The 20,601-nt window shown below is 73.8% G+C and carries 20 protein-coding genes; 7 read left to right on the top strand and 13 right to left on the bottom strand.

Annotation, left to right across the window (positions count from 1 at the left end):
* Positions 1 to 17: 17 nt before the first annotated feature.
* On the bottom strand, positions 18 to 632 hold the full coding sequence (locus tag K7862_RS17400; protein WP_222963525.1) for a LysE/ArgO family amino acid transporter: 615 nt from the start codon (positions 630 to 632) through the stop codon (positions 18 to 20).
* Positions 633 to 769: 137 nt separating this feature from the next.
* On the opposite strand from K7862_RS17400, the gene K7862_RS17395 reads away from it, so the two are divergent.
* Positions 770 to 1,687 carry a LysR family transcriptional regulator ArgP gene (locus K7862_RS17395; RefSeq protein ID WP_222963524.1) on the top strand — a complete coding sequence of 306 codons (918 nt, stop codon included), beginning with the start codon at positions 770 to 772 and terminating at the stop codon, positions 1,685 to 1,687.
* A 49-nt stretch (positions 1,688 to 1,736) separates the two neighbouring features.
* Here K7862_RS17395 and K7862_RS17390 read toward each other — a convergent pair whose 3' ends face one another.
* From K7862_RS17390 to K7862_RS17375, 4 genes are all read right to left on the bottom strand, one after another.
* Positions 1,737 to 2,288, bottom strand: a complete 552-nt coding sequence (locus K7862_RS17390) for a cysteine hydrolase family protein (protein WP_222963523.1) — start codon at positions 2,286 to 2,288, stop codon at positions 1,737 to 1,739.
* A 201-nt stretch (positions 2,289 to 2,489) separates the two neighbouring features.
* Complete coding sequence (locus tag K7862_RS17385) at positions 2,490 to 3,860, bottom strand: MFS transporter (RefSeq protein WP_222963566.1); 1,371 nt, start codon at positions 3,858 to 3,860, stop codon at positions 2,490 to 2,492.
* A 98-nt stretch (positions 3,861 to 3,958) separates the two neighbouring features.
* A complete protein-coding gene (locus K7862_RS17380; protein ID WP_222963522.1) occupies positions 3,959 to 4,423 on the bottom strand; it encodes a MarR family winged helix-turn-helix transcriptional regulator in 465 nt (154 codons plus the stop codon).
* A gap of 225 nt (positions 4,424 to 4,648) precedes the next feature.
* Positions 4,649 to 4,990, bottom strand: coding sequence for a hypothetical protein (locus tag K7862_RS17375; protein ID WP_222963521.1), 342 nt, complete (start codon positions 4,988 to 4,990; stop codon positions 4,649 to 4,651).
* Positions 4,991 to 5,147: 157 nt separating this feature from the next.
* On the opposite strand from K7862_RS17375, the gene ykgO reads away from it, so the two are divergent.
* Positions 5,148 to 5,270, top strand: coding sequence for a type B 50S ribosomal protein L36 (gene ykgO / locus K7862_RS17370; protein ID WP_222963520.1), 123 nt, complete (start codon positions 5,148 to 5,150; stop codon positions 5,268 to 5,270).
* A gap of 79 nt (positions 5,271 to 5,349) precedes the next feature.
* Here ykgO and K7862_RS17365 read toward each other — a convergent pair whose 3' ends face one another.
* From K7862_RS17365 to K7862_RS17350, 4 genes are all read right to left on the bottom strand, one after another.
* Positions 5,350 to 6,021, bottom strand: a complete 672-nt coding sequence (locus tag K7862_RS17365) for a TetR/AcrR family transcriptional regulator (protein WP_222963519.1) — start codon at positions 6,019 to 6,021, stop codon at positions 5,350 to 5,352.
* A gap of 84 nt (positions 6,022 to 6,105) precedes the next feature.
* A complete protein-coding gene (locus K7862_RS17360; protein ID WP_222963518.1) occupies positions 6,106 to 7,593 on the bottom strand; it encodes an MFS transporter in 1,488 nt (495 codons plus the stop codon).
* Between the two features lie 167 nt (positions 7,594 to 7,760).
* Positions 7,761 to 9,014: an RNA polymerase sigma factor gene (locus tag K7862_RS17355; RefSeq protein ID WP_222963517.1), complete on the bottom strand. Its 1,254-nt coding sequence runs from the start codon at positions 9,012 to 9,014 to the stop codon at positions 7,761 to 7,763.
* Between the two features lie 220 nt (positions 9,015 to 9,234).
* Complete coding sequence (locus K7862_RS17350) at positions 9,235 to 9,582, bottom strand: YciI family protein (protein WP_222963516.1); 348 nt, start codon at positions 9,580 to 9,582, stop codon at positions 9,235 to 9,237.
* 348 nt (positions 9,583 to 9,930) lie between these two features.
* Between K7862_RS17350 and uppS the strand changes: the two genes are divergently transcribed.
* Positions 9,931 to 10,707, top strand: a complete 777-nt coding sequence (gene uppS, locus K7862_RS17345; RefSeq protein WP_222963515.1) for a polyprenyl diphosphate synthase — start codon at positions 9,931 to 9,933, stop codon at positions 10,705 to 10,707.
* A 27-nt stretch (positions 10,708 to 10,734) separates the two neighbouring features.
* Positions 10,735 to 11,466, top strand: a complete 732-nt coding sequence (locus K7862_RS17340; protein WP_222963514.1) for a class I SAM-dependent methyltransferase — start codon at positions 10,735 to 10,737, stop codon at positions 11,464 to 11,466.
* A 45-nt stretch (positions 11,467 to 11,511) separates the two neighbouring features.
* Here the strand turns inward: K7862_RS17340 and K7862_RS17335 are convergent, their stop codons facing one another.
* Positions 11,512 to 13,038: an extracellular catalytic domain type 1 short-chain-length polyhydroxyalkanoate depolymerase gene (locus K7862_RS17335; protein WP_262413311.1), complete on the bottom strand. Its 1,527-nt coding sequence runs from the start codon at positions 13,036 to 13,038 to the stop codon at positions 11,512 to 11,514.
* 282 nt (positions 13,039 to 13,320) lie between these two features.
* On the opposite strand from K7862_RS17335, the gene K7862_RS17330 reads away from it, so the two are divergent.
* The 3 genes from K7862_RS17330 to K7862_RS17320 all read left to right on the top strand — a co-directional run bounded on the left by K7862_RS17330 (position 13,321) and on the right by K7862_RS17320 (position 17,743).
* Entirely contained in the window at positions 13,321 to 14,124 is an 804-nt protein-coding gene (locus tag K7862_RS17330) for a 3-hydroxybutyrate dehydrogenase (protein ID WP_222963512.1), read from the top strand.
* Positions 14,125 to 14,218: 94 nt separating this feature from the next.
* Positions 14,219 to 15,676 carry an MFS transporter gene (locus K7862_RS17325; protein ID WP_222963511.1) on the top strand — a complete coding sequence of 486 codons (1,458 nt, stop codon included), beginning with the start codon at positions 14,219 to 14,221 and terminating at the stop codon, positions 15,674 to 15,676.
* A gap of 84 nt (positions 15,677 to 15,760) precedes the next feature.
* Positions 15,761 to 17,743, top strand: coding sequence for a helix-turn-helix domain-containing protein (locus K7862_RS17320; RefSeq protein ID WP_222963510.1), 1,983 nt, complete (start codon positions 15,761 to 15,763; stop codon positions 17,741 to 17,743).
* Between the two features lie 22 nt (positions 17,744 to 17,765).
* Here K7862_RS17320 and K7862_RS17315 read toward each other — a convergent pair whose 3' ends face one another.
* Genes K7862_RS17315 through K7862_RS17305 form a run of 3 tightly spaced genes read right to left on the bottom strand, consistent with a single transcriptional unit; the run spans position 17,766 to position 20,583 of the window.
* A complete protein-coding gene (locus K7862_RS17315; protein WP_222963509.1) occupies positions 17,766 to 18,872 on the bottom strand; it encodes a branched-chain amino acid ABC transporter permease in 1,107 nt (368 codons plus the stop codon).
* Positions 18,869 to 19,756 (bottom strand): branched-chain amino acid ABC transporter permease, encoded by an 888-nt coding sequence (locus K7862_RS17310; RefSeq protein ID WP_222963508.1) that lies wholly within the window; start codon positions 19,754 to 19,756, stop codon positions 18,869 to 18,871. Before K7862_RS17310 ends, K7862_RS17315 begins: the two co-directional genes overlap by 4 nt.
* Positions 19,756 to 20,583 carry an ABC transporter ATP-binding protein gene (locus K7862_RS17305; RefSeq protein ID WP_222963565.1) on the bottom strand — a complete coding sequence of 276 codons (828 nt, stop codon included), beginning with the start codon at positions 20,581 to 20,583 and terminating at the stop codon, positions 19,756 to 19,758. The genes K7862_RS17310 and K7862_RS17305 overlap by 1 nt, the downstream gene beginning before the upstream one ends.
* Between the last annotated feature and the right edge of the window lie 18 nt (positions 20,584 to 20,601).

The raw sequence follows: 20,601 nt of genomic DNA, 5'->3' as shown, positions 1-20,601 counted from the left end.
CCCACCCGCGAGAGGCGTCAGACCCTGGTCAGCATGACCACGCCCAGTGTGACCATCGTGCAGGCGATGCAGGCGTCCAGCACCCGCCAGGCCACGGGCCGGGAGAACGGCCGGCGCAGCACGCGCGCGCCGAAACCGAGACCGCTGAACCACAGCACGCTGCCGGTCGCCGCCCCCACCCCGAACGGCCATCGCGCCCCGCCGTAGCCGTTGGCCACCGAGCCGAGCAGCAGGAGCGTGTCGAGATAGACGTGCGGGTTGAGCCATGTCATCGCCAGACAGGTCAGGACGGCCGCGCGCAGGGAGCCGCCCACCGTGCCGCCCTCGGCGGTCAGGGCGGCCGGGCGCATCGCGCGGCGCGCCGCCAGCAGACCGTAGCCGACGAGGAACAGGCCGCCCACGCAGGCGATGGCCGACACCGCGGACGGCCAGTGACGCACCACCGTGCCGATGCCGCCCACCCCCGCGGCGATGAGCACCGCGTCGGAGAGAGCGCAGATCGCCACGATCGCCGGTACGTGCTCCCGCCGGATGCCCTGACGCAGGACGAACGCGTTCTGGGCGCCGATCGCCACGATGAGGGACAGGCCGGTGCCGAGTCCGGCGAGGGCCGCGAGGAGTGCCTGGTGCATGGTCCGAGGCTAGAAGCGGGTCACTGATGAAACCAGCTAATGATTCTTAGCGGGCATTAGCGCGGCTTAAGGTCGTGTCCAGGCCGTCGATCCGGCGGCCCCTCGACACGACCGCCGCCGGACCGGGAGCCGCCACGATGTTCGATCTGCCGCTGGACCAGGTGCGGACCCTGCTGGCCGCCGTGGACGAGGGAACGTTCGAGGCCGCCGCCGAGACCCTGCACCTCACCCCGTCGGCGGTGAGCCAGCGGATCAAGAGCCTGGAGCAGCGCACCGGGAGGGTCCTGCTGCTGCGCACCAAGCCGGTGCGGGCCACCGCGTCCGGGGAGATCGTCGTGCGCTTCGGCCGTCAGCTCGCCCGGCTGGAGCACGACGCCGGCGCCGAGCTCGGGCTCACGGCCACGGCCGGCCCCGCCGCGCTCCCCGTCGCGGTCAACGCCGACTCGCTCGCCACCTGGTTCCTGCCCGCGCTCACCGAGGTCGCCGCCCGGCACACCGTCACCTTCGACCTGCACCGGGAGGACCAGGACCACACCACCGCGCTGCTGCGGCAGGGCCGGGTCATGGCGGCGGTCACCTCGTCGCCCGAGGCGGTGCAGGGCTGTTCGGTGCGGCCGCTGGGCACGATGCGGTACCGGGCGATGGCGGCACCGGCCTTCTTCCGGCGCCGTCTCGCGGCGGGCCCGCTGGCGCGGTCGCTGGCCGCGGCGCCGATGGTGGTCTTCGACCGCAAGGACGACCTGCAGGACCGCTTCCTGCGCGCGCTCGCCACGCCCGGCACGGCCGAGCGGGACGCGGCGGGCCGGACCCGGCACCATGTGCCCTCCTCCGAGGCCTTCGTCGCGGCGGTGGCCGCGGGGCTGGGCTGGGGCATGATCCCGGACGCCCAGTCCGCCCCCCACCGGGCCGCAGGCAGCCTCGTCGACCTGCCGGAGGGCCCGCCCGTCGACGTTCCCCTGTACTGGCAGCAGTGGAAGCTGGACTCGCCGGCGCTCGCCGCGGTCGCCGACGCGGTGGCCCGCGCCGCGGCGGTCGCCCTGTCGCCGGCGGGGTGAGCGCACCTCCGCCGGCGAGCGGGTCGGCGGCCGGGCGCGGCACAGGGCGTCAGGCCAGGGACGCGGCCCAGTCGTCGATGGTGGTGACCTCGGCCTGACGGGGGAAGATCTTCTCGGTCAGGAGCCGGTGGTTCTCCGGGTCCGCGTCGGCGCAGCCGTCCGACAGGACGGTGAGCCCGAAGTCGAGGTCGGCGGCCTGACGCACCGTCGACAGCACGACGCCGCTGGTGGCGATGCCGGCCAGCACCAGGTGGCCGATTCCGCCCGAACGCAGCAGGAGCTCCAGATCGCTGCCGGCGAACGCGCTCACCCGCTTCTTCACCACCACGACCTCGTCCTTCTCCGGCGCCACGCCGGGGTGGACGGCCGCGCCCTCGTCGTCGGGGGTGAACGCCCCGGGCGGCAGGGCGCCGAAGGTCTTGTTGGCCGGGTTGGCCTCGGGGTGCCCGGCGCGGAACCCGACGACCACGTACATCACGGGGACGCCGGCCCGGCGCGCGGCCGCTACCGCCCGGGCGACCCGCGGCACGTAGTCGGGGTCGGGCACACGCCCGACGATGTTCTGCTGGACGTCCATCACGAGCAGGGCGGACTTGGTCATGCTGCTGAACCTCTCAGGGGTCGTGGAGCGGGCCGCCGCGGCGCGGTCACCACGGCGGAGCCGGAGGCGGAGGCCTCCAGGGAAAGCGGATGATCGGGGGAAGCGGATGATCGGGGGAAGCGGGCTGTCAGGGGAAGACGGGCGCCGGCACGGGCACGCGGGCGGTCACCGTCCGGCGGGGAGGCGAGGGGAAAGCCCGGCTCACCGCCCGCCGGTACGGGCCGCGGGTCGTTCGCCGGCGTCCGGCTCGGCCGCGCCGACGCGGCCCAGTGAGCGGTCCAGGACGGTCACCACCAGGAAGAGCACGGCCGTCGCGACCAGGAACCACGCCAGGTGGTGCAGCCCGCCGGTGTCCGCGCGCTGCTGGAAGAACGCGCCGCTCGCCGCCGAGGCGACGATCGCGCCGAGGTAGCCGAAGGTGCGCAGCAACCCGGCGGAGGAGCCCATGCGTTCGGGGTCGGCCTGGTGGAACACGGCGTTCTGCAAGGCCAGGCTGTTCAGGCCCTGCGGGACACCGAAGACGACGGCCACGAGTGCGAGCATCCAGACGCTGCTGCCGGAGTGCAGCAGGAGCAGCAGCGCGCAGCCGGCGATCTGGCCGACGGCGCCGACCAGGAACTTGCCCCGGACGCCGCGCCGCCGCCCGGTCACGGTGGACACCAAGATGGCCGTCGCGAACAGCGGGAGCTGGGCGAGTCCGGTCTGCGACGCCGACAGGCCGCGGCCCTCCTCCATCCACTGGGTGTAGCCGTAGAGGAAGGCGTACGACACCACGTAGGCGAGCAGGCCGCGGCCGTAGGTGGCGAGCAGCGGCAGGTTGCCGCTCAGCACCCGCAGATCGATGAACGGCTCGGCGACCCGCAGTTCGCGCCACGCGAAGGCGCTCCCGACGGCGGCCGTGGCGAGCAGCAGGTACCAGTGACCGGCTGCCGGTTCCATCAGGAAGAGCAGCAGGCTGATCAGCGGCACCGCGAACAGCGCCATGCCCGGCAGGTCCAGGCCGGACAGCCGCCGCTGTCCTTCGGCGCCGGCGCCGGGGGTGGTCGCGGGCAGGCGGGTCAGGCCGAGCAGGATCCCGGCCGCCGCGAGCGGGATGTTGACGGCGAGCGTGGCCCGCCAGCCGCCCAGGCCGATGAGCAGTCCGCCGAGGCTGGGGCCGATCACGGCGATGGTCTGCGTGGTGACGGCGAGGGCGGTGAGCACGCCGGCCGGGCTGTCGTTGCCGGTGCGTCCGGCCTCGCTGCGGATGAGGTACATGGCGGCTGGATAGCCGGCGCAGGTGCCGAAGCCGAGCAGCACCCGGGCGACGACGAGCACGCCCAGGTTCGGGGCCAGGGTGCCGACGATCCCGGCGACGCCGGTCAGCGCGGTCCCGGCGAGGAACAGCCGCCGCGGGCCGAAGAGGTCGATCAGCCGGCCGACGACCGGCTGCCCGATGGCCGTGGCGAGGTACAGGGCGGAGATCAGCCAGGCGGTGCTGGACGGCGGCGCACCGAAAGCGGCGCCGATCGGCACCAGTGACACCGAGATGATCGAGGAGTTGACCGGGTTGAGGACCGACCCGAGCATCATCGGCGCGAGCAGCCGCCGGTCGAAGGAGTCGCCCGGGCGCTCGCCGCGGCCGGGCTGGGCGCGGTGTATGAGGCGGGTCAGGCGCGTCGGCTTCACGTTCACGACTTCGCGACCCGGTCGAGCAGCGCCATCGCCTCGATCACGGTCCCGCGCTCCTCTTCGGTGAGGTGCTCCTCCAGCACGCGGGTGAGCCACCCCTCTCCGGCGCGGCGGGTGTCTGCGAGGAAGGCGCGACCGGGATCGGCGACGGAGACCACCTGGCGGCGGCCGTCGTCGGGGTCCGGACGCCGGGCGACGAGCCCGCGCTCCTCCAGGACCGCCACCGCGGCGGCCACGGACTGGTGCCGCACCTGCTCGGCCGCGGCCAGTTCGCTGACCGAGGCGTCGCCGTCCTTGTCCAGCCGGCTGAGGACGGAGAGCTGGGAGGGCGTGAGCTCGCTGGTGTCGTACGTCTTGCGCAGCCTCCGGCGCAGGCGGCCGAGGACCACCCGCACGTCGCGCGCGGCCTGGACCGCCGACTCCGACACGGCCGGTCCGGGGCCGGCCTCCGTGGTTTCACTCATGTCGTCACCGTACGTTATGCAGTCTGGACTGCGCAACTGAGGTTGAACACCTCAGCCTGTATATCGCCCAGATGTCCCGCCGGCTCGGCGGCGGGTCTCGCGAGCTGGGCCGCGGATGCCGGACGCGGCAGCGCCCCGGACGGCGGTCAGGCGTCACGGGGCGCTGTGGTGATCGAAGTGGCTGAGGGTGGCGGGACGCGGCCGCCGCGGGCCGCGGGGGAGGGATCAGTCGTCCGGGCCCTCGTGGTCGTGGGTGCCGTCGTCGTCGACGTCGTCGGGGCTGGTGAAGTCGGGGCTGCTGAACCCGGGGCTGGAGAAGCCGGCCTCGTCGGGGACCAGGTCGTCGGCGCCCACCGCCTCGTAGTCCGGGCCCTCGAAGGGAGGCACCGTGAACTCCGGCACCTCGAAGTCGCGGATCCCGCCGTCGGGCCCGCCGAAGTCCGGGCTGGAGAAGTCGGGGCTCGAGAAGCCGGGACTGGAGAAGTCCGGGCCGTCCTCCTCCGGGTCCTCCCCGTCCGGCCGACCCCGTTGCTCCGCGTTCCTGTCCGCGTTCCTGTCTGCGTTCATGCCTGCCCCCTCCGCCCCGCCGGAACGACTCCGGAATGAATGCGACCGTGCCGCGGTTGTCATGCCTGCACAAACAGTACGACCCTCCCGGGACGCGACTGATGTGCGCCGGCAGTACCCGCCGCTTCACGTCGGCGACGAGCAGAAAGGCATCCCGATGAAGGTACGCAACTCGCTTCGGTCCCTGAAGAACCGTCCGGGGGCCCAGATCGTCCGGCGGCACGGCAAGGTCTACGTGATCAACCGCAAGGACCCCCGTTCCAAGGCCCGCCAGGGCTGACCGCCGGAACCGGCAGCGGCCCGGGGGACGCCTCCCTCCGCCGGAGCCGGGACCGATGAACGTGCGCGCGGCGCCGGCCCTAGCGAGGGCCGGCGCCGCGCGCGTCGTCGTGGCCGGGGGCGCCGGACCCGCCGGCGCCGTTGATGCGACCGAGCTCGGCCCGGGTGACGGCGGGACCCGAGGCGGCGGTCACCGGGGCACGCAGCCCGGCCAGATGGATGTCGAGATAGCGCTGCCACGCGCCGGGCACGACCGCGCCGCTGGTCTCCACGACCCCGCGCAGCCCCCAGATGAGGGCCATCACGTCGCCGAGCTCCACCTCCGGGGCGACCCGGCCGGCCTTCCGCGCCTGCCCGAGCAGCTCGGTGATCAGGTCACGCAACTGCTCGACGCACGAGGTCTTCGAATGGCCGACGAGCTGGTCGGCGTAACCGCGGTGGGCGCTGAGGGAGCGGCCGATCACCCGCATGAACGCGTCGAGCCCGGCGCCGTCGGGCACCGCCAGCGCGTCGCGTGCCTCCAGGACGAGTTCGCGGAGCATCTCCTCGGCGATCTCGTCGACCAGGGCCTGCTTGTTGGGGAAGCGCCGGTAGACCGTGCCGACGCCGACGCCGGCCCGGGAGGCGATCAGCTCCATGCTCGCGTCGGTGCCGAACTCGGACAGCACCTCCCGTGCGGCCGCCATCACGAGCTGGTGGTTGCGCACCGCGTCCCGGCGCAACGGCCGGGCCTGCGTGTCGCCGGCTGCCATCGTCACTCCGCTCGTCGGTGGTCGTTCCGGCGCGGGCGCCGGGACCCCGCCCCGCTCGCCCGCGCCGTCACTGCCGTGTCCTGCTCATTCGGCCCTGTCGCCCACGACCGTACTCCCGGCGGTGGCGGGCGTCGCCGCTCCGTCGGCCGGCACGGCGTACTCCGGGTCGCCGGAGACGGCGATGCGGCTCGGCCGGTGGGTCACCGGGATGAGCACCGCGGCGAAGGCGGCGATCAGCAGGGCCGCGCCCAGCAGCGCGAAACCGTGGGTGTAGCCGGCCTCGCGCGGCAGTCCGTCGGCCGCGGGGCTCGCGGTGACCACGCTGGCCATCAGGGCGGCGCCGATCGAGCCGCCGATCGTCCGGATGTTGGCGTTCATGCCGCTGGCGACACCGGTCTGCTCGGCCGGGACGGCGCTCACGATGAGGCTGGACATGGCGGCGAAGGCCAGGCCGAAGCCGGCGCCCATCACCGCGGTGGCCACGTACAGCTCCCAGGTGTGGGTGTGGGCGAAGGCCAGCAGCGCCATGGACACGGTGCCGACCAGCGCGCCCGCCAGGACCACGGTCTTGCCGCCGAGCCGGACGGCGAGCCGGTTGGACCACAGGCCCACGGCGAACATGGTCACGCTCATCGGCAGCAGGATCAGCCCGGACTGCGTGATGCTCGCGCCGAAGCCGTAGCCGGTGGACTTCGGGGACTGCACGAACTCCGGGAGGAACGCGAACACCGCGTACATCCCCACGCCGAAGAGCAGCGCCACCAGGTTGTTGGTCCACACCGCGGGGCGGCGCATCATCGACATGTCGATGAGCGGCGTCGCCGTCCGGCGCTCGATCTCCACCCAGCCGACGGCCAGCACGACCGCGGCGGTGAAGAGCCCGATCACCCGGCTGGAACCCCAGCCCCAGACCGGGGCCTGGCTCAGGGCGACCAGCAGGGCCACCAGCCACGCGGACAGCAGCACCGCGGGCGCCCAGCTGATCCGGCCGGGGGTGCGCACGGGGGAGCGCGGGACGAAGACCGCGGCCGCCACGGCCGCGGCGACGGTGAGGATCATCGGCAGCCAGAACAGCCAGTGGTAGTCCAGCGCGTTGACGATCGGACCGGCCAGCACGATGCCCAGCCCGGCGCCGACCGCGCTGAGCGAGGCGATCGCGCCGATGGCGCCGCTGAGCTTCTCGCGCGGGAACTCGTCGCGGATGATGCCGAAGGCCAGCGGCAGGACACCGCCGCCGATGCCCTGGATCACCCGGGCGATGATCATGACCTGGACGTTGCCGGCGAGCGCCGCCAGCAGCGAGCCGGCGGCCAGCGCGCCCAAGGTGGCGACGAAGACACGTTCCTTGCCGACCATGTCGCCGATGCGGCCCATGATCGGGGTGAATATCGAGGCGGACAGCAGATAGGCCGTCAGCACCCACGTCACGGTGTTCTGCGTGGTGTGCAGATCGGCCTGGATGGTCGGAAGAACCGGGGTGACCAGGGACTGCAGCAGGGCGTACGCGGTGACGCTCGCCGCAAGCACGGCGAAGGTGACCTGATGGTGCGTGCGCCGTGTCTCGGACGCCATGGAACTCCTTCGGGAAAGCCGGAAACGGAACGGTGATTCCGCCGCATCTCCAGGCTAAGCCATCTGGAATGCCCATTCCGTTTCGTTCGGGTGCGGGAAAGGGCACATCGGAAGCGGGAACAAAAACGCGGCGGCGGGTGACGCGCGCCGGCGCGAGGGGGCCGGGGTCACCCGCCGCCGCGCGCCTCCCGGTTCCTGGCTCGCAGAAAGTCCTGTTCGGCGGCGTTGCCGGTACACGCCAGCGCCGCCTCGTAGGCGTCCGCCGCCTCGGTGTCCCGCCCGAGACGGCGCAGCAGGTCCGCCCGGATCGCATACGACAGGTGGTAGCCCGTCAGCTCCGGGCCCAGCGCGTCCACCAGCGCCAGCCCCGCCGCGGGTCCCTCGACCTCGGCGACCGCGACGGCCCGGTGCAGCGCCACCACCGGGCTCGGCGTGATCGCCGCCAACTGGTCGTAGAGGACGACGATCTGCGGCCAGTCCGTCGCGGCGGCCGACGGCGCGTCGCTGTGCACCGCGTTGATCGCCGCCTGGATCTGGTACGGGCCCGGCCGGCCGCGGCGCAGGCAGCGCCGCACCAGCTCCTGCCCCTCGGCGACCAGCGCGGCGTCCCAGCGTGACCGGTCCTGGTCGGCGAGCAGCACCAGGCCGCCACCGGGGGAGACCCGGGCGGCCCGCCGGGAGTCCGACAGCAGCATGAGCGCGAGCAGGCCCAGCGCCTCGGGCTCGTCCGGCATCAGCTCCACCAGCAGCCGGCCGAGCCGGATCGCCTCCGTGCACAGCGGTTCACGGACGAGACGGTCGCCCGAGCTCGCCGCATAGCCCTCGTTGAAGATCAGATAGACGACGGACAGCACCGCCCGCAGCCGGTCCGGCAGATCACTCTCGTACGGCACCCGGTACGGGATCCCGGCCTGCCGGATCTTGTTCTTGGCCCGCACCAGGCGCTGGGCCATCGTCGGCTCGGGCACCAGGAACGCCCGCGCGATCTCCGCGGTGGTCAGGCCGCCCAGCAGCCGCAGTGTCAGGGCCACCTGGGCGCCGGTGCCCAGCGACGGGTGGCAGCAGGTGAAGATCAGTCGCAGACGGTCGTCCCGCACGGCGCCCTCGTCCTCCCCGTCCCTTGCCTCGGCGGCCCGGGCCGCCAGCAACGCCGCGGCCTGGGCCTGCCGTTCGTCCCGGGTGGCCTCACGGCGCAGCCGGTCGATCGCGCGGTTGCGCGCGGTGGTGATGATCCAGCCGGCCGGGCTGGGCGGCAGGCCGGTCGCCGGCCAGCGTTCGACGGCGACGGTGAACGCGTCCTGCACCGCCTCCTCGGCCACGTCGATGTCGCCGAACACGCCGACCAGGACGGACACCGCGCGCCCGTACTCCGCCCGGAAGACCCGCTCGACCTCCCGGGCGCCCACCCGCGGCTCGTCCATCCGTGCGTCGTCCCCTTCCGCCGGCCGACCTTCCTGCGTCAGTCCTGCCTCCCTTTTCGGTCGGCCTTCCTGCTTCTTCCCTTCGCGGACGACCTCGTTCCTCGGTCGGCCACTGCGGGAACTCGTGCGTCAGGCCTGCCTCCCTTTTCGGTCGGTCTTCCTGCTTCTTCCCTTCGCGGACGACCTCGTTCCTCGGTCGGCCACTGCGGGAACTCGTGCGTCAGTCCTGCACGAACGACCGGACCTCGATCGGCAGGGAGATCGCCGTCGCCGCCTTCCGGCCCCACTCCAGGGCGGCGTCCAGGTCGGGGGCCTTCACGATGCAGATGCCGCCGAGGTACTCCTTGCCCTCGATGAAGGGGCCGTCCGTCATCACCGTCTCGCCGCCGGTCACCTGGACCACCGTCGCGGTCTCCGGCGCGTGCAGGCCGCCGGCGAAGACCCAGGCGCCCGCGGCCTTGAGCTCGTCGTGGAACGCCTCGACGTCGGCCATGATCGCCTTGAGCTCCTCGGGTGCCGGCGGCTCGCCGCCGGTGGGGGTGACCACGCTCAGCAGGTACTGCTTCATGGGGTGCTCCTCGGTTCCGCCACCGGCCGCTCGCCGGTGTCTCACCTTCTACACGAACGGGCACCCCCGGGATCGACAGCCGCGCCCCGAGGATGTGCGCCGAGGTTTACACGCCCTCTCCCACGCGCTAACTTTCCCTTGTGGGAGCGCTCCCACGCTGCGCGCCGAAGGGCCCGGCCCACCGGCCGGCGGCCCTGACTCCGCGTCACCAGACACCCGGCCTGCCGCCCCAATCCCTTTCCCCGCACCGGCGGCAGGCCGGGTACCCCGCGTGGCCGTGATCCGCCCGTGTTCCCGTGCGCGCGGGCCGTCGGCCCGTAAGCTCGGGGGCGGTGAAAGGAGTACGGCATGCGGATCACCGACCCTCTGTACGCCGTCTACACCCGCCGGCTGCGACGTCAGGTACAGGAGGGCGCGCTGCCCCGGCACGTCGGCCTGATCATGGACGGCAACCGCCGCTGGGCCCGCCAGATGGGCATGGCCAACCCGAGCCTGGGCCACAAGTACGGCGCCGAGCACGTCGACGAGGTGCTGGCCTGGTGCGAGTCGCTGGGCATCCAGCACGTCACCGTCTTCGTCTGCTCCACCGAGAACCTCCGGCGCCGCGGCGACAGCGAGGTCACCTTCCTCATGGGTCTGATCGAACAGGTCGTCACCGACAAGCTGGCCAGGCCCGACGCGCAGTGGCAGGTGCACATCGCCGGCACCCTCGACGCGCTGCCCGACTCCACCGCGCACGCCCTGAAGCGGGCCGTGGACGCCACCCGGGACTGCGCCACCGGCTGCCACGTCACCCTCGCCATCGGTTACGGCGGGCGTCAGGAGGTGATCGACGCGCTGCGGGAGCTGATGACCGAACGCGCCGAGGCGGGGGAGACCCTGGCCGACCTCGCGGCCTCCCTGGACGTCGACGACATCGCCCGCCACCTGTACACCGCCGGACGCCCCGACCCCGACCTCGTCATCCGCACCAGCGGCGAGCAGCGGATGTCCAACTTCCTGCTGTGGCAGAGCGCGTACTCCGAGCTGTACTTCTGCGACGCCTACTGGCCGGCCTTCCGGGAGATCGACTTCCTGCGGGCGCTGCGCAGTTACTCCGCCCGCGAGCGGCGGTACGGCGGCTGACCGGGGCGGCCCGCCTATCCTGGGCCGGTGTTCTCACCCGAAGGTCCCTCGCTGCGCGAACTGGCCGTCCAGGCGCTGTCGTCCGTCGAGCACGGATACGACCTGCTGGCGCCGAAGTTCGACCACACGCCGTTCCGCACCCCGGACCGCGTCCTGGACGCGGTCGCCGGGGCGCTGGCGCCGCTCGGCCCGTTCGGCCGGGGACTCGACGTCTGCTGCGGGACGGGCGCGGGCCTGCGGGTGCTGGAGCCGCTGTGCGAGGCCGGTGTCACCGGTGTCGACTTCAGCGCCGGGATGATGGCCGCGGCGCGCGGGAACGCCCCCGCGGCGGACCCGTCCGGCCCCCGGGTGGACTGGGTGCAGGCCGACGTGCGGGCGATGCCGTTCGGGCCGGCCTTCGATCTCGCGGTCAGCTTCGGGGCGTTCGGGCACTTCCTGCCGGCCGAGCGGCCGGACCTGTTCGCCGGGGTGCTGCGGGCGCTGCGCCCCGGCGGGCTGTTCGCCTTCCCGGTCGGCGCGCCGCCGCCGGTCACCTCGCCCTGGTACTGGGCGCTGGCGGGCTTCGACGCCGGGATGCGGGTGCGCAACCGGCTGTGGCGGCCGCCGTTCGTGATGTACTACCGCACCTTCCCGCTCACCGCGGTCCAGGAGGATCTGCGGCGGGCCGGCTTCACCGTCGGGTCCGTCCCGCTGGCGGAGTTCGGCCGCCGGGCCGACGGCAGCCCGCGCTGCCGGCTGGTGCTGGCCCGGCGGCCGTGAGGCGGCGCCGGCCGCGACCGTGGGGGTGGTCGCGGCCGCGCCCGGTCAGCAGGTGCCGTCGGCGATCACGTAGAAGTCCGTCCCGGTCTGCTTGAGCGTGTGCACGGTGAAGACGTTCCACAGGCCCATCGCCTGGTTCGAGCCGTCGGCGTAGACGTAGCCGCCGCTCTGGTGGGCGCGCCCGGCCGCCACCTGGTTGTAGTTGTTGTCGGTGAAGCACGCCCCGCTGCCGCCGCCACCGCCGCCGGTGGTCGTCGCGGTCACCGCGCCCGACGCCGGGCCGGCCGTGCCCGAGGAGTCGACGGCGGCGACGGTGTAGGTATAGGACGTCCCGGCCGTGAGCCCGCTGTCGGTGAACGTCGTGCCCGTCACCGAGCCGGCCGCGGTGCCGTTGCGGTACACCGTGTACGAGGCGGCGCCGCTCACCGCGCCCCAGCTCAGCGAGGCCGAGGTGGAGGTGGTGCCGGTCACCGTCAGGCCCGTCGGCGCGGGCAGCGTGCCCGTGCCGCCGCCACCGCCGCCCGAGCCGTCCAGACCCCAGAAACGCGCCGTGTAGTAGCTGGAGCAGATGGTGTCGATGTAGTAGCTGCCGGTGCTGCCGCACTGCTCGGTGCCCGATCCCGGGTCCACCGCCAGCCCGTGGTTCATCCCGGAGATCTGGTACAGCTCGACGGCCGGCTTGCCCTGCGGGTCGTTGTAGACGCTCAGGGTGGTGCCGCCCGGCAGCGACTGCGTGCCCGACGCGGTCTGGCCGATGCCCCACACGTTGGTCCACTGGTCGCGCAGCTCCGTGGCGTTGACCGGCTGGACGGTGGTGTCGGAGGTGCCCTGCCAGATGGCGACGCGCGGCCACGGCCCGGAGTAACCGGAGTCGGACGAGCGGACCTTGTCACCCCACTGCGCGGGCGTGAGGTTCATGCTGCCGTACTGGCACTGGGAGGCGGCGGTCTGGGTGGCGGCGCACTGCGCGGGGAGCCCCGAGTCGACCGCGCCGCCGGCGAAGGCGTCCGGGTAGTCGGCGAGAAGGTCGGCCGTCATGCCGCCGCCCGCCGACAGGCCGGTGACGTACACCCGGTGGGTGTCCGAGTGGTACTGGGACTCGGCCGACGACACCATCGACAGCACCGAGGCGGCCTCGCCCTTGCCCCGGGTGTCCTTGGTGGAGTCGAACCAGCTGAAGCAGGACAGCGAGTTGTTGGCCGAGCTCGTCTGCGGGAAGACCAGCGCGAAGCCCCACAGGTCGGCGTACTTCTGCCAGCCCGAGTGGGTGAAGTAGTCGCTCGCGCTCTGTGTGCAGCCGTGCATCGCGACGACCAGGGGCGCGCCGGACGGCAGACCGGCCGGCGCGTACTCGTACATGGCGAGGTTGCCCGGGTTGGACCCGAAGGACGTCACCTGGGTCAGGCCGGCGGCACCGGCCGGCGCCGCCGCGGCGAGGACGCCCAGTCCGGCCGCCAGGAGCGCGAGGACGGACAGCACCGCGGCCAGGGCGGGGTGGCGCCGCGGGCGCCGGGCGGAGGGCGTGGGGGCGGGGGAGTGGGGGGTGGCGGAGGGAAGGGGGGTCAGTGGCATGGTCGGCTCCATGGGGGGATCCGGTCGTCCGGCTGGCGTGGACGCTAGAACCGGCGCGCGAGGCCGGACACGTGACGGACCCCCACCTCGGCGCCGGTCAAGTGGCGCCCGCCGCCATTGCGGCACCGGCCCCGCGGTGGGAGTGCCCTGCCGCGCCGCCTCCGCGCCCGCGTGGCCCGGCGCACGGCCGCCGCGACATGGCGCACGCCACCATGCCTCCACCGGGAAGTATGGCCACCGCCCACGTGTGCGCGGTCCCGCAACGTTCCTAGCGTGGCGGCCATGGAGAGCACTCACAGCCCCGGTTCCGGCGGGGCCACCGCGGACGGCCCCGGCGGCGCGCGCTTCCTGGCCGGGCGGACGGCACTGATCACCGGTGCCGCCAGCGGGATCGGCCGGGCGTGCGCGGTGGCCTTCGCGCAGGCCGGCGCGGCCGTCTACGTGGTGGACCGGGCCGCGGACGCCGCCAAGGAGGTCGCCGCCGAGATCGGCGGCACCTGCCTGGTCACCGACCTGTCCGACCCCGGCGCCGTCGACGCGCTGCCGGACGACGCGGACATCGTCGTCAACAACGCCGGGCTGCAGCACGTCGCCCCGGTCCACGAGTTCCCGCCGGAGCGCTTCGCGCTGATCCAGCGGGTGATGGTCGAGGCGCCGTTCCGGATCCTGCGCCGCACCCTGCCCCACATGTACGCCCAGGGCTGGGGACGGGTGGTCAACATCTCCTCGGTGCACGGCCTGCGGGCCAGCCCGTACAAGTCCGCCTACATCGTGGCCAAGCACGGGCTCGAAGGGCTGAGCAAGACCGTCGCCCTGGAGGGCGCCGAACACGGTGTGACCAGCAACTGCATCAACCCCGGGTACGTGCGCACCCCGCTGGTCGAGGACCAGATCGCCGGACAGGCCGCCCACCACGGCATCCCCGAGTCCGAGGTGGTGGCCAGCGTGATGCTCGACCGGACCGCCATCAAGCGGCTCATCGAACCCGCCGAGGTGGCCGCCGCCGCGCTGTGGCTCTGCTCGCCGCACACCGGCTACATCACCGGCGCCTCGCTGCCCGTCGACGGCGGCTGGACCGCTCACTGACCGCCGCCGCCGGCGTGCCGTCCCCAGGCCCGCCGGCGCACGGCATCCCCCCACGCCCGTCCCCCCGCTCCCTCCCTCCGAGAACGGTGACACCATGGCCCCTCACACCGGCGTGAACGGCCCCCCGCCCGCTCAGCCGCCGGCCGCCTCCGGCCCGGCCCCCACCCGCCCCGCCGATCTGCGCCGTGTCGTCGCGGCCAGCCTGATCGGCACCACCGTCGAGTGGTACGACTACTTCCTCTACGGCTCGGCCGCGGCGCTCGTCTTCGGCAAGGTCTTCTTCCCCCACTCCGACCCGCTGACCGGCACACTGCTGTCGTTCCTCACCTATGCCATCGGCTTCGCCGCGCGGCCCGTCGGCGCCATGGTCTTCGGTCACTTCGGCGACCGCATCGGCCGCAAGAAGCTGCTGGTGCTCAGCCTGCTGATGATGGGTGGCGCGACCACGCTGATCGGCTGCGTGCCCAGCTACGCGAGCATCGGCGTGAGCGCGCCGGTGCTGCTCACCACGCTGCGCGTCATCCAGGGCTTCGCGCTGGGCGGCGAGTGGGGCGGCGCCGTCCTGCTGGTCTCCGAGCACGGCGACGCCCGCAGGCGCGGCTTCTGGGCCTCCTGGCCGCAGGGCGGCGCACCAGCCGGCAACCTCATCGCCGTCGGTGTGCTGTCCCTGATGACGACCGTGCAGAGCGACGCGACCTTCACCGCCTGGGGCTGGCGCATCCCGTTCCTGTTCTCCGCGGTGCTGGTCGGCATCGGCCTGTGGATCCGGCTGTCCGTCGACGAGTCCCCGCTCTTCCAGGACGCGCTGGCCAAGTCCGAGGAGCGCAAGGCGGAGGAGCGCGAGCGGGAGGGCGTCGTGGACCGGCTGCCCGGGCTCGCGGTGCTGCGCGACCACTGGCGGGACGTGCTCGTCGCCATGGGCGCCCGGATGGCGGAGAACATCTCGTACTACGTCATCACCACCTTCGTCCTCGCCTACTGCGTCGACCACCTCCACATCGGCAAGCAGACCGCGCTCAACGCGGTGCTGATCGGCTCCGGCATCCAGTTCTGCCTGATCCCGCTGTTCGGCGCGCTCTCCGACCGGGTCGGCCGCAAGCCGGTGTACCTGGTGGGCGCCGTCGGCACCGGCGCCTGGGCCTGGGCGTTCTTCACCCTTCTCGACACCAGGGACTTCCCGTCCCTGGTGCTGGCCGTGACCGTCGGGCTGGTCTTCCACAGCGCGATGTACGCCCCGCAGGCCGCCTTCTTCTCCGAACTGTTCGCGACCCGCATGCGGTACTCCGGGGCGTCCTTCGGCGCGCAGTTCGCGTCGGTCGCCGCCGGCGCGCCCGCCCCGCTCATCGCGGTGGCGCTGCTCAAGTCGTACGGCGACGCGACCCCGGTGTCGGTCTACGTCTCGCTCGCGGCGGTCGTCACCGTCGTGGCGCTGCTCTTCGCCCGCGAGACCCGCGGCCGGAACCTCACCAGCCTGCGTGATCCGGCCGACGACGAAGCCGGGTCCTCCTCGGTAGTCTCTGCGTCCACGGAGGTTCCCGCCTCGCCGGCGTGACGTCCCCCACCCGCACGCACCCCCCGGTGAGGGGCCGCAACCGCGGCCCCTCACCTGCCCGTTCCTACCCGCACGGTGGTCCCGATGTCAGAACCTCCCGCGCCGATAGCGCCCTACCTGCGCCGGCTGCTCGACCTCATCGCCGAGGACGCGCCGGCCGAGGAGTACGGGGCCGTCGCGGTGCAGGCCAGGGCCGCCGGGGCGGCCGCGCCCGACCTGGCGGAGCTCGAACAGGCCGTCGGCACCGCGCTGCGGGTGCGCCGCGTGCTGCGCCAGCACCGCCGCCGCGAGACCGAACTGGCCGCGCTCTTCGACACCGCAGGCGACCTCGCGGCACTCCGCGACCTCGACGCGGTCCTGCAGTCCATCGTCCGCCGGGCCCGCATGCTGCTCGGCACCGACACCGCGTACCTGACGCTGCGCGACGACGAGGCCGGCGACACCTACATGCGGGTCACCGACGGCTCCGTCTCCCCCCTCTTCCAGACGCTGCGGCTCAGCTACGGCGACGGCCTCGGCGGGCTCGTCGCCCAGACCGCCCAGCCCTACGCCAGCCCCGACTACCGCACCGACCAGCGGTTCCGGCACACCGGCTCGATCGACGAGGGCGTGCTGGACGAGGGCCTGGTCGGCATCCTCGGCGTGCCGCTGGTGCTCGGCGGACGCGGCGGCCCCCGCGCGGCGGGCACCGCCGCCGACGGGTCCCGGCCGGCCGGCGCCACGCGCGGCGGGGCCGAGGGCGACGTCATCGGCGTGCTGTTCGCCGCCGACCGCACACCCCGCCCGTTCACCCCGGACGAGGTCGCGCTGCTGTGCTCGCTGGCCGCGCACGCCGCGATCGCCATCGACACCGCGAAGTCCATCACCGAGCTCGCCGAGGCCGGCGCGGTCATCCGCGAGCACGCCGCGGCCATGCAGCGCGCCGAGGAGGCGCACGACCGGCTCACCGACCTGGTGCTGCGCGGCGGCGACCTCTCGGAGGTGGCCGCCGCCGTCGCCGGGCTGCTCGACGGCCCGATCACCATCCACGACCCCGAGGGCCGTACCCTCGCCGCGGTCGGACGCCGGGGCGAGGCGTTCGGCGCGGCCGTGCCGGAGACCGTCTCGCTGGTCCGGCACGCCGCCGACTCGCACGCCGCGGCCCGCGCGGTCTTCCGCGACAGCCGCTGGACCTGCGCGGTGCTCGCCGGGCAGGAACTCCTCGGCAGCCTGGTGCTCTACGGACGCGGCCGTCTCGACGACTCCGACCGCCGGCTGTTCGAGCGCGCCGGGGTGGTCACCGCGCTCCTGCTGCTGCTCAGCCGCTCGGTCGCGGAGACCGAGAACCGGGTGCGCGGCGAGCTGGTCGCCGACCTGCTGACCGCGCCCGACCGCGACCCGGCCGGGCTCGTGGTCCGCGGCCGCCGGCTGGGGATCGACCTCGGCCGGCCCTGCCTGCTGCTGGTGGCCGAGACGGCCCCCGCCCACCACGACAAACTGTCCGCCGCGGCGGGCCGCTACCTCTTCGGCAGCGACGGCATCAGCGCCGAGCAGTCCGGCACCGTCGTGCTGCTGCTCCCGCACGACGGCACCCGGCCCGGCGAGGCCGCCCGCGCGGCCGTCACCCAGCTCACGCCGCTCGTCGGCGCGCCCGTCACCGTGGCGGCGGGCGGCCCGGCCGCCGGTCCGCGGGCGATCGCCGACGCGCACGCCGAGGCGGTGCGCTGCCTGCGGGCCCTGCAGGCGCTCGGCCGGATCGGCGACGGCGCCAGCTCCGCCGAACTCGGCTTCCTGGGCGTCCTGCTGGGCAACGACCGCGACGTCGAGTCGTTCGTGACCGCGACGCTCGGGCCGCTGCTGGACTACGACGCGCGGCGCGGCACCGAACTCGTCCGCACCCTCGGCGCGTACTTCGCCTGCGGCGGGACCCTGACCCGCACCAAGGACGAACTGCACCTGCACGTCAACACGGTCGTGCAGCGCCTGGACCGGATCCAGGCGCTGCTGGGCGCCGGCTGGAACGACCCGGAGCGCGCGCTGGAACTCCAGCTCGCGCTCCGGTTGCACCTGCTGTCGGGGTCCGGCTGAGCCGGTGCGGGCGGGCCGCGGGTCAGGCGGCCGGGGCCCGTGCCGTTCGGACGCGGGCCGTGCGCAGCCGTTCGGGGAGCCGGACCACGCCGCCGGGCAGCACATAGACGACGACCACGAACAGTGTGCCCAGCAGGAACAGCGGCTGCGACAGCGGCACCCGCAGCACCGACGGCAGCCCGGCGACCGTGCCGGACCCCGCGAGGTCCCCGAGCCGCTGGTCGGCCCAGGTGTAGACGACACCGCCGATCAGCGGCCCCCAGCGCGAACCCGAACCGCCCAGCACCACCATCACCAGCAGCGAGAGGGTGAAGTCGGACGTGGTGGTCTGCGGGGTCGCGCCGCCGGTCAGCAGCAGGTGCACCACTCCGCCCGCCGCCGCCAGCGCCCCGGCCAGGACGAACGCGGTCAGCTTGAAGCCGTACGGGCGCAGGCCCAGTACCTCGACACGGCGTTCGTTCTCCTTGATGCCCTCCCACACCCGGCCGGTGGGCGAACGCACCGCCCAGTGCACCACGACGAGGGTCAGCACCAGATAGGCCAGCGCGATCCAGTACAGGTTCGCGGTGTTGCCGATGCCCGCCAGCGACGCGGGCAGCTTGTCCGCCGGGATCGCCCGGCCCTCCTCCCCGCCGGTCACCCCGCCGGGATCGCGCTCCACCAGGAGCGAACCGGCCTGCGCGAACGCCAGTGTGACCATCGAGAACGCGATGCCGGACACCCGCAGCGACACCGACCCGAGCAGCGCGGCCAGGGCGGTGCCGGACAGCAGTCCCAGCAGCACCGACGGGACGAACGGCAGACCGAACTCGGCCATGAAGATGTCGGTGAGGTAGCTGCCCGCGGCGAAGTACAGCGCGTGCCCGAACGACAGCAGGCCGGTCCGGCCGAGCAGCAGGTCGTAGCCGGTGGCCAGCGCCCCGAACACCAGGCAGAGAGCCAGGAGTTGCAGGCTGCCCGCCGAGCCGATCGGCCCGTCGAGCAGGCCCGGCAGCGGCAGTGCGCTGTAGGGGACGGCGATCAGGACCAGCAGCACCACGGCCGGCCACCATCGCGTCCAGCGGCGGGGACCGGCCGGCGCCACCGCCTTTTCGCGGGCCGGCCCGCGGACCGGAGTGGCGGTGGTCATGCGAGCCTCCCGGTGAGGCCGCTCGGCCGCAGCAGCAGCAGAACGGCGAGCAGCACGACCACGGCGAGGTCGCCGAGGCCGGACGCGGTGTAGTAGTTGGCGAACTGCTGGACCAGGCCGACGCCGACCGCGGCCAGCGCGGCGCCGGCGACCGAGCCCATACCGCCCATCACCACGACCACGAACGCGAAGATCAGCAGGGACGTGCCCTGCCCCGGGTCGACCGAGCCGTAGTACAGCCCGCCGAGCGCGCCGCCCAGTGCGGCCGCGGCGCCGCCGATCGCGAAGACCAGGGTGAATGCCCGCCGTACGTCGATGCCCAGCGCGGTGACCATCGCCCGGTCCTCCACCCCGGCGCGGACCACCAGGCCGTGGCGGGTGCGGCCGAGGAACAGCCGCAGCGCGACGAGCACCACGAGCGCGGCGCCCACCAGCACCAGCCGGTTGACCGGGATGCGGGCGCCCAGCAGGCCGAAGGTGCCGGACAGCGCGTGCGGCCCGGGGAAGGTGCGCGCGTCGGATCCCCAGATCGCCGACAGCAGCGCCGGCACCGCGAGGCCCACGCCGACGGTGGCCAGCACCTGTTCCCTGGGCCGCTCGTACAGCGGCCGGATCAGCACCAGTTCCAGGAGGACGGCGGCGAGGGTCCCGACCGCGGTGCCGAAGGCGACCGCCAGCACGAAACCCGCGCCGGAGGAGCCGGCGCCCGGCAGGTGGCCGGAGGCGGCCCACCAGCTCCCGTAGGCGCCGATGGACAGCAGCGCGCCGTGCGCGAAGTTGAGCACGTCCATCAGGCCGAAGATCAGCGACAGCCCGGAGGCCACCAGGAAGTACAGGGCACCCAGCCCGAGTCCGGTGACGGCGAGCAGGACGACGGTGGCCATCAGGCGTCCGCCTCCTCGGGTGCGGGGGAGTCCGCTGGTCGCGGTGACACGGTCGTTCCTTCCGGGGAGTCGGGGCGGGGACTGCCCGCCGCCGGACGTGCTGAGCCTGCCGTCGGCGCCGCGCCCGCCGTCCTGAGCGCCTCTGCCGAACCCACGCCCAGCAGCCGCCGGGTGGCGTCCGCGTCGGCGAGCAGCTCGGCGGCCGGCCCGCGGTGCGCGGTGCGGCCGTCGGCCAGCACGACGCAGGAGGTGGCCAGCCGTCGCACCAGGGCGAGGTTCTGTTCGACGAGGAGCACGGGGACGGCCTCGGCCGCGCGTTCCAGGACCTGGGCCACCTCGGTGACCACCCGGGGCGCGAGCCCCTTCGTCGGCTCGTCGGCGATGATCAGCCGGTTGCCGTTGAGCAGGGTGCGGCCGATGGCCACCATCTGCTGCTGCCCGCCGGACAGCGTGCCGGCCAACTGCCGTGCCCGTGCCTTCAGTTCGGGGAACAGTTCGTGCACCAGCGGATAGTCGGGGGTCCCGGCGCCCGGCCGCTCGGCCAGCCGCAGGTTCTCGGCGACCGTCAGCCCGGCGAACACCCCGCGGTCCTCGGGGGCGTAGCCGATGCCCCGGCGGACCAGCGCGTGCGTGGCCGTCCTGACCGTCTCCTCGCCGCCGAACCGCACGCTGCCGGAGCGCGGCACCAGGCCCAGTACACCGCGGACGGTGGTGGTCTTGCCCGCGCCGTTGCGGCCGAGGAGCGCGGTGACACCGGCCGGCGCCACGTCGAGGTCCACCCCGTGCAGGATGTGCCGGCCGCCCAGCACCACCCGCAGGTCCCGCACGCACAGCAGGGGTTCCGT

The sequence above is a fragment of the Actinacidiphila acidipaludis genome (assembly GCF_019890725.1).
In the GTDB taxonomy this organism is placed as follows: domain Bacteria; phylum Actinomycetota; class Actinomycetes; order Streptomycetales; family Streptomycetaceae; genus Actinacidiphila; species Actinacidiphila acidipaludis.
This window is presented reverse-complemented; position numbering and strand designations above follow the sequence as displayed.